General features: G+C 51.2%; 14 protein-coding genes. 4 read left to right on the forward strand and 10 right to left on the reverse strand.

Annotated features, from left to right (window positions below; translation table 11 throughout):
• Window positions 1-36: 36 nt before the first annotated feature.
• Window positions 37-1,869, reverse strand: coding sequence for an excinuclease ABC subunit UvrC (uvrC, locus tag AC791_RS13895; RefSeq protein ID WP_049841006.1), 1,833 nt, complete (start codon window positions 1,867-1,869; stop codon window positions 37-39).
• Window positions 1,866-2,522 (reverse strand): UvrY/SirA/GacA family response regulator transcription factor, encoded by a 657-nt coding sequence (gene uvrY / locus AC791_RS13900; protein ID WP_049841007.1) that lies wholly within the window; start codon window positions 2,520-2,522, stop codon window positions 1,866-1,868. Before uvrY ends, uvrC begins: the two co-directional genes overlap by 4 nt.
• A gap of 432 nt (window positions 2,523-2,954) precedes the next feature.
• On the opposite strand from uvrY, the gene AC791_RS13905 reads away from it, so the two are divergent.
• The gene (locus AC791_RS13905; protein WP_049841008.1) at window positions 2,955-3,179 is read left to right on the forward strand and encodes a DUF2594 family protein; all 225 of its coding nucleotides are present in this window, start codon (window positions 2,955-2,957) and stop codon (window positions 3,177-3,179) included.
• A gap of 67 nt (window positions 3,180-3,246) precedes the next feature.
• Here AC791_RS13905 and sdiA read toward each other — a convergent pair whose 3' ends face one another.
• From sdiA to AC791_RS13945, 8 genes are all read right to left on the reverse strand, one after another.
• On the reverse strand, window positions 3,247-3,969 hold the full coding sequence (sdiA, locus tag AC791_RS13910) for a transcriptional regulator SdiA (RefSeq protein WP_049841009.1): 723 nt from the start codon (window positions 3,967-3,969) through the stop codon (window positions 3,247-3,249).
• Between the two features lie 291 nt (window positions 3,970-4,260).
• Window positions 4,261-5,013, reverse strand: a complete 753-nt coding sequence (gene tcyN / locus AC791_RS13915; protein WP_049841010.1) for an L-cystine ABC transporter ATP-binding protein TcyN — start codon at window positions 5,011-5,013, stop codon at window positions 4,261-4,263.
• Window positions 5,010-5,678 carry a cystine ABC transporter permease gene (gene tcyL / locus AC791_RS13920; RefSeq protein ID WP_049841011.1) on the reverse strand — a complete coding sequence of 223 codons (669 nt, stop codon included), beginning with the start codon at window positions 5,676-5,678 and terminating at the stop codon, window positions 5,010-5,012. Before tcyL ends, tcyN begins: the two co-directional genes overlap by 4 nt.
• Before the next feature lie 18 nt (window positions 5,679-5,696).
• Window positions 5,697-6,683: a D-cysteine desulfhydrase gene (gene dcyD / locus AC791_RS13925; protein ID WP_049841012.1), complete on the reverse strand. Its 987-nt coding sequence runs from the start codon at window positions 6,681-6,683 to the stop codon at window positions 5,697-5,699.
• Between the two features lie 94 nt (window positions 6,684-6,777).
• Window positions 6,778-7,578: a cystine ABC transporter substrate-binding protein gene (gene tcyJ / locus AC791_RS13930; RefSeq protein ID WP_049841013.1), complete on the reverse strand. Its 801-nt coding sequence runs from the start codon at window positions 7,576-7,578 to the stop codon at window positions 6,778-6,780.
• Window positions 7,579-7,663: 85 nt separating this feature from the next.
• A complete protein-coding gene (gene fliZ, locus AC791_RS13935; RefSeq protein ID WP_049841014.1) occupies window positions 7,664-8,215 on the reverse strand; it encodes a flagella biosynthesis regulatory protein FliZ in 552 nt (183 codons plus the stop codon).
• 62 nt (window positions 8,216-8,277) lie between these two features.
• Window positions 8,278-8,997 carry an RNA polymerase sigma factor FliA gene (locus AC791_RS13940; RefSeq protein ID WP_049841015.1) on the reverse strand — a complete coding sequence of 240 codons (720 nt, stop codon included), beginning with the start codon at window positions 8,995-8,997 and terminating at the stop codon, window positions 8,278-8,280.
• A 164-nt stretch (window positions 8,998-9,161) separates the two neighbouring features.
• A complete protein-coding gene (locus tag AC791_RS13945; RefSeq protein ID WP_049841016.1) occupies window positions 9,162-10,442 on the reverse strand; it encodes a FliC/FljB family flagellin in 1,281 nt (426 codons plus the stop codon).
• Window positions 10,443-10,709: 267 nt separating this feature from the next.
• Here AC791_RS13945 and fliD point away from each other — a divergent pair, with 267 nt between their 5' ends.
• From fliD to fliT, 3 genes are read left to right on the forward strand one after another with little or no spacing between them, the layout of a single operon-like run.
• A complete protein-coding gene (fliD, locus tag AC791_RS13950; protein ID WP_049841017.1) occupies window positions 10,710-12,119 on the forward strand; it encodes a flagellar filament capping protein FliD in 1,410 nt (469 codons plus the stop codon).
• A 17-nt stretch (window positions 12,120-12,136) separates the two neighbouring features.
• On the forward strand, window positions 12,137-12,547 hold the full coding sequence (gene fliS, locus AC791_RS13955) for a flagellar export chaperone FliS (RefSeq protein ID WP_049841018.1): 411 nt from the start codon (window positions 12,137-12,139) through the stop codon (window positions 12,545-12,547).
• Window positions 12,547-12,921, forward strand: a complete 375-nt coding sequence (gene fliT, locus AC791_RS13960; RefSeq protein ID WP_049841019.1) for a flagella biosynthesis regulatory protein FliT — start codon at window positions 12,547-12,549, stop codon at window positions 12,919-12,921. The genes fliS and fliT overlap by 1 nt, the downstream gene beginning before the upstream one ends.
• Window positions 12,922-12,984: the final 63 nt, after the last annotated feature.

Genomic DNA, 12,984 nt, shown 5'->3' on the forward strand with positions numbered 1-12,984 from the left:
GTCAGTGAGAATTAGCTCTATGTTGCTACAGAGCACCTAATGTTTCAACGAGTAGTAGATCTTTTCTGCCAGACCTTGCGAAATACCCGGTACTTTTGCGAGCTCTTCGACACTTGCATTCTGCAAACCCTGCAAACCGCCCATGTATTTTAGCAGCATCTGCCGCCGCTTGGGGCCAATCCCTTCAATCGTTTCCAGCGAACTGGTGTTTTTCACTTTTGCCCGTTTTTTACGATGACCGCTTATCGCATGATCGTGAGATTCATCGCGGATATGCTGGATGACATGCAGCGCAGGTGAGTCCGGGGGAAGATTAAATCCCTCACCTTCAGGTTCAAAAAACAGCGTTTCCAGCCCGGCTTTACGATCGGTGCCCTTCGCGACACCCAGCAGGATCGGATGGTGCTTATCCCACGTCACCTCCAGTTCAGCGAAAACGGCTTTAGCCTGCCCAAGCTGCCCTTTCCCCCCGTCGATCAGAATAACGTCAGGAATTTTGCTCTCTTCAATGGCTTTGCCATAACGACGTCGCAGCACCTGATTCATGGCGGCATAGTCATCGCCGGGAGTAATGCCGGTAATATTATAACGACGGTATTCCGCCCGTAGCGGACCATTGCTGTCAAATACCACACAGGACGCGACGGTCTGCTCGCCCATCGTATGACTGATGTCAAAGCACTCCATACGCTTTACTTCCGGCAGTTTAAGCACCGAGGCCAGGGCTAACAGCCGCTGATGTACCGTTGACTGCTGCGACAGCTTAGTCGACAACGCCGTTGCCGCATTGGTACGGGCGAGTTTCAGATAGCGTGCGCGATCGCCGCGCGGTTTAGTCTGCACGTGAATGCGCCGACCGGCCAGCGTGGTGAGTGACTCTTCCAGCAGCGTTTTATCGCTAAGAGTAAAGTCCAGCAGGATCTCGCCCGGCAGAGTGCGCATCTGGCTGCCCTGAAGATAAAACTGCCCGACGAAGGTTTCTACCACTTCGCTCAGATCCGTACCACCGGGGACTTTCGGGAAATAGCTTCGGCTGCCGAGCACTTTGCCCTGACGAATAAACAGTACGTGAATACAGGCCATTCCGGCATCGAAAGAGACACCAATAACGTCAAGATCGTCACCGTTGTTTGAGACAAACTGTTTTTCGGTAACGCGGCGTACGGCCTGGATCTGATCGCGAATACGTGCGGCTTCTTCAAAGTCGAGATCCTGACTGGCGTTTTCCATGCGGGCAATCAACTGGGTTAACACCTGATCGTCTTTCCCCGCCAGGAACAAGCGAACATAGTCGACCTGCTGGGCGTAATCCTCCTCGCTGACCAGCCCGGCAACACAGGGGCCCAGACAGCGACCGATCTGATATTGCAGACAGGGCCGCGAGCGGTTGCGATACACGCTATTCTCGCACTGGCGAATGGGGAAGATTTTTTGCAGCAATGCCAGCGTTTCACGTACGGCATAGCCGTTGGGAAACGGGCCGAAGTATTCACCCTTGGCATGTTTAGCCCCGCGGTGGGTCGCCAGACGTGGATGCCGATCGCCGCTTAAAAAGATAAACGGATACGACTTGTCATCACGTAACAGAACGTTATAGCGCGGCTGATAAAGTTTGATGTAATTATGCTCAAGCAGAAGCGCTTCCGTTTCAGTATGGGTTACCGTCACGTCTATTTGCGCGATCAGCGCCACCAGCGCTTCCGTTTTACGGGAAGCCAGGTTGCCGCGAAAGTAGCTGGACAAGCGCTTCTTCAGATCTTTGGCTTTACCGACATAGATAACGGTACCGCCAGCATCATACATACGATAAACACCGGGCTGACTGGTGACCGTTTTTAGAAAGACTTTCGAATCAAATACATCACTCACTGATTTGCTAACGACTCCGCATTGCACAGGCCATGGCGGATTGCCAGATGAGTCAGCTCGACATCGCCGTGAATATTCAGTTTACTAAACATTCGATAGCGATAGCTGTTCACCGTTTTAGGACTGAGACTCAACTGCTCTGAAATCTCATTGACCTTTTGACCTTTGGTAATCATCAGCATAATCTGCAATTCGCGTTCAGACAAACTGGCAAACGGAGAATCTGTCTTTTCCGGTTTGATTTGGCTAAGCGCCATCTGCTGAGCGATATCAGACGCGATATAGCGCTGACCGGAGTCCACAGAACGGATCGCGCTGACAACTTCCTGTGGCGCCGCGCCTTTACTCAGATAACCTGCTGCACCTGCCTGCATTACTCTGGCAGGCAGTGGATTTTCAGTATGTACGGTAAGCATAATAATTTTGATATCGGGTGCCGCGCGTGCAATTTTGCGGGTCGCCTCCAGGCCACCGATACCGGGCATATTCATATCCATCAATACGACATCAACGGAATTTGCCCGGCACCATTTGACAGCGTCCTCACCACAGCAGGCTTCGCCGACAACCTTGATGCCCTTAATATCTTCAAGAATGCGTCGTATCCCTGCGCGCACCAGCTCGTGATCATCAACAAGAAAAACGCTGATCAAAGGAATAATCTCCTGAAAAGGGATAACGCTACTGACAACTTATCGGGAGGTATATTAACGGTTTTTGCTGGAATTTTAAAATGCAAAAAAACACCAGAAAACGGATCTCGCTCGCGATACCTTAAATTCAGGGTCGCAAACGGCACTGGTAAGGCAGCGCCCCCCGTTCGCCAGTCACTGAGCTTTTTTCACCCTACGCGTTATAACGTGAACATATTTAACTCTGGATGTAACAATATTTAACGTATTGAGAACATAAATTTATTATCAGCGGCCGGGTTTTAATTTTCCGTTCAATTTTACTTATTGAATATTCATCAAATCTATAGAACAAAAAACAACCACTCCTTTTTTTGCTTCAGCTTGTGATATACTCCGCCGCCTTTACTTTTTACATCGCGCCAGCGCGCAAGAATTACATGAGGAAAAAAAATGAGCGCACCCGACTTTTCGACGTCTGATGATACTCAGCAACTGGCTCAGGAAGTCTCCTGCCTGAAGGCTATGATGACGTTGATGCTACAGGCGATGGGACAGGCCGATGCAGGCCGCGTAATCATTAAGATGGAAAGGCAAATTGCCCAAATCGACAATGAAAATCTGGCTGCCGTCTATTCCAGTACGGTTAAGCAAATTAAACAGGCTTACCGTCAGTAGCAGGATGACCGGCTAAGAGTAAGACTCAAAGCCGGTTTTGCGTCTGGCACGCAGAACGAGAACCTTTTCAGATCAAACCAATCGCCACCGCATAACACGCTATTTGCGTTTTATTAGGTGCATTGAATTTACGCTGCATATTCTTCTGGTGAAAGTTCACCGTATTCTCTGAAATAGACAAAATGATGGCGATCTCTGCGGATGTTTTGCCCTCGGCTGTCCATTTCAAAATTTCCAGCTCGCGCTTACTGAATTTCATCTCTGGCGAGGCGACAAGCTCGTCATTGAGTCGTAATAATGCCTCAGTAGTGAACTCAATTAACGTTCGCAGGCGCATATCGGTTTCATCATCACTTACCTTTTTATTACGCGCAAGCTGGTTCGCCACTGACAAAAAACCGGTAGCCCGGTTAGGTAACACCGCACAATGGGTGAGTCCACCGCGCAAACCGTGGTCACGAGCAGCATCCCAGAGCGTTCCCGCCTCGCAAAATAGCTCGTCGTTCCAGTTGATACAACTTTGCTGATAATTGTCCATATTTAACACTGGATCGATAGCAAAATAGTTCTCAGACTGATAATGCTTCAGCCAGGATGCCGGGTAAGTTGCGTAGAGCGTTATTTTAGGGCGAGTAAAGGGCACCGGGTGCCGGATACAAAGCGAAAAAAAATCATATTCAAGCCACTGAATTTGCTGCTGTAGCAGATTATAAATCTCATCTGCCGTTGCCGTTGATTGAAAACGGTACAGCATCTCCCGCCGCCACGCGAAAAAGTCATTCTCCCTCATAACTGCCAATAATTCCCCTGCACTTCAATAACTATTATGAATGCATCAAGCTAACACATAAAACTTATTTATTAATATAAAATATGCATTCTGCACAAATAAACAGTACTCATGCAGGCATTGGCAGTACTAAAACCAGGGAAAATCTCGCTCTTCTTCGCTTTTTTTGATTTAAATGAAACTCAGGGCACCGTTGTGGAGAAGCGTTAAAACAGACATGAAACTTAAGTAAAATTAATATACAAAACCAATGGCGGGCGCATCTGCTGAAGCAGCATGCGCCCGCCCGGCTTACTGCGTGAGAAACTTCTCAAGAAACTGTTTTGTCCGCGGATGTTGCGGTGCCGTAAACAGCGCTTTTGCAGGCCCCTGCTCCACAATGCGGCCCTGATCCATAAAAATCGCCCGGTCGGCTACGTCGCGGGCAAAACTCATCTCATGGGTGACGATCACCATCGTACGCTTCTCCAGCGCCAGCTGACGGATGGTGTTTAAAACCTCACCGACCAGCTCGGGGTCCAGCGCCGAGGTCGGCTCATCGAAGAGGATTACATCCGGGCGCATCGCCAGCGCGCGGGCAATAGCAACCCGCTGCTGCTGTCCACCGGAGAGACGCTTTGGAAAGCTGTTCTCTTTGCCGTTCAGCCCGACTTTTTCCAGTAGCTGCCGCGCGCGCGCGCTGGCCTCCTGTTTATCTTCCCCTTTAACAATGACCGGGCCTTCGATGATGTTTTCCAGCACGGTGCGGTGGGGAAACAAGTTAAAGCTCTGGAAGACAAATCCCACATGCTGGCGCAGCATCCGGATATTTTCTTTCTGCTGACTGAGCGAGCGCGCGGTATCAATAGTAATATTACCCACCCGGATCGTGCCGCCCTCCGGCTGTTCCAGCAAGTTAATACTGCGCAGCAGCGTCGTTTTCCCTGACCCGCTCGGGCCGATAATCGCCACGATCTCGCCCTCTTCCACTTCAAGATCGATCCCGTGCAGCACCGTCTGCCCGTGAAATTTTTTTACTACCTGTTTAACGTCAATGGCACTCATTTCGGATCTCGCTCCTGACGGTTTAACCGATATTCAAAGTGGTTTTGTAAGGCAGAAAGCGCGGTTGCCATGATCCAGTAAATCAGCGAGGCCGCCAGATACAGGGTGAACACCTCCAGCGTGCGCGAGGTAATAAGCTGCGCCTGACGAAACAGTTCCGGCACCTGGATAGTGGCCGCAAGCGATGTATCTTTTACCAGACTAATAAAACTGTTGCTCAACGGCGGAAGCGCGACCCGGGCCGCCTGCGGCAGAATAGCCCGACGTAGTGTCTGCCCCGGCGTCATGCCAATACTGGCGGCGGCCTCCCATTGACCTTTATCAATGGACGAAATAGCGGCGCGCAGCGTTTCTGAAGTATAGGCAGCGGTATTTAATGACAGCCCAATCATGGCCGCAGGGACAGGATCAAGTTCAATGCCAAACTGCGGCAAACCGTAATAGATCATAAATAGCTGGGCGATCAGCGGGGTGCCGCGGAACACCGAAATATAGATGCGTGCCAGCCAGCGTACGGGCGTGACGGCCGACATGCGCATCAGCGCCAGAACAAAGCCCAGCAGCAGACCAAAAAACATGCCGCCAATACTTAGCTGTAGCGTAAATACGGCCCCGCGCAGCAGAAACGGCATGGAGTCGATGACCAGTTGTAAGCTCTCTTGCATTATCGTTATTCTGCCAGGTTAAACGTGCGGATGATAAGCGAACAGCGCAGGTGCGCCACCCGTATGAATAAACAGAATTGGACCGTCATCCTTAAAACGTTGACGCGTAATCCCGTCAATCAGGCCAGCCATGGCTTTTCCGGTGTAAACCGGGTCGAGTAAAATACCTTCAAGCTTTGCCAGAAGCTGAACCGCTTCCTGACCTTCATCGCTCGGGATCCCATAGCCGGGGGCAAAATAATCGTCCCACAGCTGAATATCTGCCCTGGCAGTTAACTCAAGCTGCTGCGCTACCGCCTGTTGCAATGCCACCACTTTAGGGCGCTGTTCCGCTACTTTTCGTGACACCGTCACGCCGATTAATTCAGCCTGCGGCATCAATTGTTCCAGCCCTACGGCCAGCCCGGCGTGAGTTCCTGCACTTCCTGATGCGACAACCACTGATGAGATATCAACTGCGCCTTCACACTGCTGGGCGATCTCCAGCGCGCTTTCAACGTATCCGAGCGCGCCAAGGGCGTTTGATCCGCCAACCGGCACGACATACGGGCGAAAGCCCTGCGCCTCAAGTCGGGTAGCCACTTCGCCCAGTTGACGGTCAGGATCGACCAGCCCGTCGCACATTTCCACCTGAACGTTGAACAAATCCAGCAACAGCCGGTTGCCGTTGGTCAGATAGTTTTCTGCGCGAGTGCCAAACGGATTTTCCAGCAGCGCCACGCAGTGCAAACCCAGCTTCGCGGCCACCGCCGCCGTCTGACGAACGTGATTGGACTGGATTGCACCCGCAGTGACCAGCGTATCGGCGCCTTCGCGCAGCGCGTCAGCCGCCAGAAACTCCAGCTTGCGCAGTTTATTGCCGCCGAGCGCCATCGGCGTCACGTCGTCGCGCTTAATAAAAATCTCCCGACCGAGATAATCGGAAAAGCGCGGCAGATACTCCAGCGGCGTCGGGGCGCCAATCAATTCAAGACGCGGGAAACGGGTTAAGTTATGCAATGACATGGCACCTCCTGATAAAGTTCTTTTTATTATGCACGCTCAGGGCGAGAAATAAAAAAAGGCGCTGTGATCAGCGCCTTCTCCGGTGCTAACAGACTTATTTCGTGACGTCTGCGCCAAACCATTTTTCAGACAGGGCTTTCAGGCTGCCGTCTTTTTGCATGTCGGCAATCGCGCTATCAATGGCTTTCAGTAGATCTTCGTTACCTTTACGTACTGCAACGCCGGCTTCCTGACGGGAGAATGCATCGCCCGCGACCGCCAGTGTGTTATTGGTTTTCTTCACCAGATCCAGCGCCGCCAGACGATCAACCAGAATGGCGTTAATACGGCCTACGCGCAGATCCTGATATTTGGTCGGATCGTCATCATAGGTACGAATATCCACGCCCTGAACATTCTGGCGCAGCCACTCTTCATAGTTGGTGCCCAGACCAACGCCCACTTTTTTACCTTTCAGGTCAGCGGCGGATTTAATGTCGCCTTCATTCCCCTTTTTCACCAGCGCCTGAATACCGGAAACGGTGTACGGCGTAGAGAAATCGTATTTCTTCTTACGCTCGTCAGAGATAGTGACCTGGTTGATAACCACGTCGATACGTTTAGAATCCAGCGAGGCCAGCATTCCGTCCCACTTAGTCGGCTTAAGCGAGGCTTTCAGGCCGAGATGCTGCGCCAGCTGCTCGGCAAACTCGACTTCAAAGCCGGTGAGCTTGCCGTCATCACCCTGGAAACTGAACGGGGGATAGGTCCCTTCCAGTCCGACCAGCAGCGTGCCGCGCTCTTTTACTTTATTCAGCAGGCCTTCATCCGCGAAGGTCTTCGCGCTTACGCCCGCCATTAATGCTACAGCCATCATACCCATCAGCGCCTGACGGCCCAGAAGTGCTATTTTCATAATTGCCCCGAATGAAGAAATTTGATTGTAATGTAAGGCGTTAGCGCCATTTCACCAAGACCTGTGCGCTACAACTTATTCACTTTTAATATATATCACAAACATTAATCTGCACGAGATTATCCGCGCCCGCTAACGTATGACGCATCCGGTACTGAACATATTTGCGTAACGCAATGCGATAGTTATTGGTGCTGGTCGTGGGCAGCCATGGCTCAAGATTCTCGTCAGCGAATCCGTCGTCCAGCAGCGTGCGTGAGACGTTCTGCTCTGCCAGATGCGTACCGAGGCGGCGCAGGCGCACCACATACTCGCGTACGGTGCCGTGGCTCATTTCAGTATGATCGAAGAGGTATTGTTTGAAACCGACGATATCAAAGTAGTCATTCTGCGTTTTACAGTGCAGATCGCCGCAGAATCGACAGAGTGCGATCCAGTGCGGCTGTTCTTGTTGCCACGTTTCATCATCAATCAGCGTATCAAGGCGGGAGATAGCAATTTTATTGACGATTTCGCCCTGCCTGACCAGCGTAATGCGATCGAGCAATTTCTGGCAGTGGGCACAATGGGTCTGGCTGTGTTTAAAATCTTTTAAATAGCGGCTTAGTGGCCGTCTTTTTACTTGCTGCACCGTCATGATAACTCCTGGTTGTCATTGCTTGTGCGGCACTTTTCAGGGGCGGTGAATTCACCGCCAACCTATAACTTACCCAGTTTCCCCTTCAGACGTTTGATCGCCTGACTGTGCAACTGGCTGACCCGGGACTCGCCGACTTCCAGAACCGCGCCAATCTCTTTGAGATTCAGCTCCTCCTGGTAGTACAGCGTCAGCACCAGCTGTTCGCGTTCCGGTAAGGCGTCGATGGCCTCCATCACGCGCTGGCGCAAATTGCTGTCCAGCAAATGTTGCAGCGGATTTTCCCGTTGATGTTCGTCTGATACCATCTCGATACCGTCGCCGTGCTCTTCGTGATATTCGTCCCACGAAAAAATCTGGCTATTATTGGTATCCAGCAGCATCTGCCGATAATCTTCCACAGGAATGCCAAGATGCTGCGCAACTTCCGTTTCCGTTGCGTGACGTCCCAGCCGCTGTTCCAGTTGTCCCATTGCCTGCGCCACTTCACGCGCGTTGCGGCGAACGCTGCGCGGCACCCAGTCGCGACTGCGCAATTCGTCCAGCATCGCCCCGCGAATGCGTTGCACTGCGTAAGTAGTAAATGCCGTTCCTTGCAGAGCATCGTATCGATCAACGGCATTTAATAACCCAATGCCACCCGCCTGAAGCAGATCGTCCAGTTCCACGCTCGCCGGCAGACGCACCTGAAGGCGCAATGCTTCATGACGCACAAGAGGGACATAACGCTGCCATAGCGAGTGTTTATCCATTACACCTTCAGCGGTATAGAGTGTGTTCACGATAAACAGCCCTGCGTTAAGTGAGTTATCGGCATGATTATCCGTTTCTGGAGGACTTTTAATCGGATGAATAGTGGGTGAAATGGGGGGTTATTTAGCAATTACGTTAGTTCAGGCAAATAAAAAACCCCGCCGAGGCGGGGTTAGACAGGTCAGAGGGGCGATTAGCCCTGCAGCAGAGACATGATCTGCTGTGGAACCTGGTTTGCTTTAGACAGCACGGAGTTACCGGCCTGCTGGATGATCTGCGCTTTAGACATGTTCGACACTTCGGTCGCATAGTCGGCGTCCTGAATACGGGACTGCGCTTCAGACAGGTTGGTGGTAGTGTTGTTCAGGTTGGTCACCGCAGAGTCCAGACGGTTCTGCACCGCACCCAGAGAAGAACGCAGTTTATCAACATTGGAAATTGCGTCATCCAGTGCTTTCAGCGGATCGGTGGTTTTAGTTTTAGCAGACAGATCGGCTGCATCACCTTTAACTACCGTACCGTCAGTTTCATTAACGGTGGCAGCAAAGAATTTACCCGCAGCATCTTTAACGAAAAATTCACCGGTACCTTTACCATCTTTCTGTGCTTCAACCAGCGTATCACCGGTTGCGCCATTAGTGATACTCGGTGCATTACCGCCTGTAGCAGCTGTTTTTTCATACTGCGTTACTGCAGTAGCGAAATCAGCTACCGTTGCAGTAGTTTCTGTAGTTGAATCGTAAGTCGCTACACCACCAGTAGAAACGGTTGCGTCATAAGATTTGCCATCACTGGTAGTAACGATGTAAGCGCTTTTATCAGCATTTGCCATCAACTTGGCACCTGCAGTACTCGCGCCATTGTCATCAGCAAAGGTAATATCATCCATAACGGCTGGCGTACCACCAATATTAGTTACATTAGCAGTGGTAGTCGCAGCTTGGTTAGATACGCTAAAATCTTTCAGTTTCAGGGTGGAAGAGTCGATCTGCTTAAGGTCAATGGTGATGGTCTGCCCATCATTAGCGCCAACCTGGATGTTCATTTTGGCATCTTTAGCCAGCACGTTCACGCCGTTGAACTGAGTCTGACCGGATACACGGTCAATTTCGTCCAGACGGGATTTGATTTCGTCCTGGATTGAAGACAGGTCAGAATCAGAGTTGGTACCGGTAGTTGCCTGAACGGTCAGTTCACGCACACGCTGTAAGTTGTTGTTGATTTCAGACAGTGCGCCTTCAGTGGTCTGCGCCAGAGAAATACCGTCGTTAGCGTTACGCGCTGCCTGAGTCAGGCCTTTGATGTTAGAGGTGAAGCGGTTGGCAATCGCCTGACCCGCTGCATCGTCTTTCGCGCTGTTGATACGCAGACCAGAAGACAGACGCTCAATAGAGCTGGACAGTGCAGACTGGTTTTTGTTGATGTTGTTCTGAGTGATCAGCGAGAGGCTGTTGGTATTGATGACTTGTGCCATGATGTTTTTTCCTGTTTTTCAAGTCTACGATTAACGTGTTGGGTTTCCACCCGTCGGCTTCGTCGCCGTCAAACCTGTTATCGTCTGGTCGCTGATAACCTTTAGACTTTTTTTTCACGGCACCGATATTTTTCTTCGCAGGCGAATTACCCTTTTCTTTCCCCCTTATTCCCGCCATTAAATAAACGCAATTAATCGTAAACTTTGCTTCATTCAGGCCGATAACCCCGGTATTCGTTCTATATGTCGGTACATTAAGGAATTACTATGGCAAGTATTTCAACGCTGGGAGTCGGTTCGGGCCTGGATCTGAGCAGCATTCTGGACAGTCTGGAAGCGGCAGAAAAAGCAACCTTAAAGCCCATTTCGGCTCAGCAAACCTCGTATACCGCCAAATTAAGCGCTTATGGCTCACTGAGCAGCGCGCTGGAAAAATTTCAGACCGCCAATCCCGCGCTGGGTAAAGCCGACTTATTTACTGCGCCCACCACGGCCAGCAGCAGTACGGCTTTTACCGCCACTACCTCCGGTAGCGCAATTGCAGGCAAATACACGGTTAAAGTGACCCAGCTTGCTCAGGCGCAGACGTTGACCAGCCGCCAGACCCAGCTCGACAGTAAAGCGGCAATTGCTACCACAGACAGCAAGCTAACGATCCAACAGGGCAGCGATAAAAAGCCTATAACCATTGACCTCAGCGCGGCAAACTCATCATTAACAGGTATTCGCGACGCCATTAATAACGCCAAAGCCGGGGTCAGCGCCAGCGTGATTAATGTCGGCGGCGGAGAGTACCGTCTTTCTATTACCGCTAATGATACCGGCGCGGACAACGCGATGACCCTCAGCGTTAGCGGTGACAGCGCGTTAGCCGACTTTTTAGGCTACGACGGCAGCGCGAACAGTAAAGGAATGGAAGAAAGCGTTACCGCCCAGGACGCCGAACTGTTTGTGAATAACGTAAAAATTACGAACAGCAGTAATACCATCAGCAATGCGCTGGAAGACATCACGCTGAATTTGAGCGATGTGACTACCGGTAATCAGACCTTAACCATCACCAAAGATACCACCAAAGCGGAAACGGCGATCAAAGACTGGGTGACCGCCTATAACGCGCTGCAGGATACCTTCAGCAGCCTGACTAAATACACCGCCGTCGATGCCGGTGCGGCCAGCCAGAACACCAGCAATGGCGCGCTGCTGGGTGATTCGACCTTGCGTACCATTCAGACCCAGTTAAAAAGTAAGCTGACCAATACGCTCAGTACCTCCACGTTTAAAACGTTGTCGCAGATTGGCATTACCTCCGATCCGAGTACCGGCAAGTTAAAAACCGATGATGACAAACTGAAAGCGGCGCTGAAAACCGATCCGACCGGCGTGCAGGAGATGATTGTTGGCGACGGCAAGAAGACCGGGATCACCACCGTTGTTGGCGGTAACCTGACCGAGTGGCTGTCCAAAAAAGGCATTATTCAGGCGGCAAAAGACGGCGTGAGTAAAACGCTGAATCATTTGACTCAGCAATATAACTCCGCCAGCACGCGCATTGATTCTCTGGTCACTCGCTATAAAGCGCAGTTCACTCAGCTTGATGTTCTGATGAACTCATTGAACTCAACCAGCAGCTATTTGACGCAGCAGTTTGATACGTCCAGTAGCAGCAAAAAATAACTATCGCAGGAGACGTCATGTACGGCGCAAAAGGCACGCAAACCTACGCAAAAATTGGAGTCGAAAGCGCGGTAATGAGCGCCAGCCAGCAGCAGCTGGTGACCATGCTTTTTGACGGCGCGCTAAGCGCATTAGTGCGCGCGCGTTTATTTATGCAGGACGAGAATATCGAAGGGAAAGGGGCTTCTCTCTCAAAGGCAATCAACATTATCGAAAATGGCCTGAAAGTGGGTCTTGATGACGACAGTGATGATGAGCTTACGCAAAATCTGCTGGCGCTCTACGCCTATATGGTACGACGCCTGCTACAGGCCAATCTTCGTAATGACGTGAGTGCTGTCGAAGAGGTTGAGGGTCTGTTACGTAATATCGCAGATGCCTGGAAGGAATCATTACTTACGCCGACTTTAATTCAGGATCCTCTCTAATGAACCATGCACCGCAACTGTACACCTCGTATCAGCAGCTGCTTGAGAAAAGCCACGTTATGCTGCGCCTTGCCACCGAAGGATTGTGGGAGGAATTAATCGCGACTGAAATGGATTATGTCAGTGCGGTGCAAAATATCACTCAGCTTACGCAACAGACAGGCCCCTCCCCGGTGATGCAGGAGCAGCTGCGTCCGTTGCTGCGGCTGATCCTGAGTAATGAGAGTGAGGTAAAACGGCTGCTGCAAGCCAGGATGGATGAGCTGGCAAAACTGGTGGGCCAGTCCTCCATTCAGAAGTCTGTGCTGAACGCCTACTCTCGTCAGGGCGGGCAGGTGCTGGTCCCTCAGGATAACCACGATACCAGCCATTAGATTTGCTTATCACCCTGCCGAATGGCGCGAGAAAAATAATCTGACTCGTGCCAGGCGCTTTTC

The sequence above is a fragment of the Klebsiella sp. RIT-PI-d genome (genome assembly GCF_001187865.1).
Taxonomy (GTDB): Bacteria; Pseudomonadota; Gammaproteobacteria; order Enterobacterales; family Enterobacteriaceae; genus Superficieibacter.

Coding starts and splice junctions, on each gene's coding strand:
- tcyJ (WP_049841013.1), bottom strand. CDS start 7,578: ATGAAAATAGCACTTCTGGGCCGTCAGGCGCTGATGGGTATGATGGCT.
- fliT (WP_049841019.1), top strand. CDS start 12,547: ATGAACCATGCACCGCAACTGTACACCTCGTATCAGCAGCTGCTTGAG.
- AC791_RS13945 (WP_049841016.1), bottom strand. CDS start 10,442: ATGGCACAAGTCATCAATACCAACAGCCTCTCGCTGATCACTCAGAAC.
- fliD (WP_049841017.1), top strand. CDS start 10,710: ATGGCAAGTATTTCAACGCTGGGAGTCGGTTCGGGCCTGGATCTGAGC.
- tcyL (WP_049841011.1), bottom strand. CDS start 5,678: ATGCAAGAGAGCTTACAACTGGTCATCGACTCCATGCCGTTTCTGCTG.
- dcyD (WP_049841012.1), bottom strand. CDS start 6,683: ATGTCATTGCATAACTTAACCCGTTTCCCGCGTCTTGAATTGATTGGC.
- tcyN (WP_049841010.1), bottom strand. CDS start 5,013: ATGAGTGCCATTGACGTTAAACAGGTAGTAAAAAAATTTCACGGGCAG.
- fliZ (WP_049841014.1), bottom strand. CDS start 8,215: ATGACGGTGCAGCAAGTAAAAAGACGGCCACTAAGCCGCTATTTAAAA.
- AC791_RS13905 (WP_049841008.1), top strand. CDS start 2,955: ATGAGCGCACCCGACTTTTCGACGTCTGATGATACTCAGCAACTGGCT.
- sdiA (WP_049841009.1), bottom strand. CDS start 3,969: ATGAGGGAGAATGACTTTTTCGCGTGGCGGCGGGAGATGCTGTACCGT.
- fliS (WP_049841018.1), top strand. CDS start 12,137: ATGTACGGCGCAAAAGGCACGCAAACCTACGCAAAAATTGGAGTCGAA.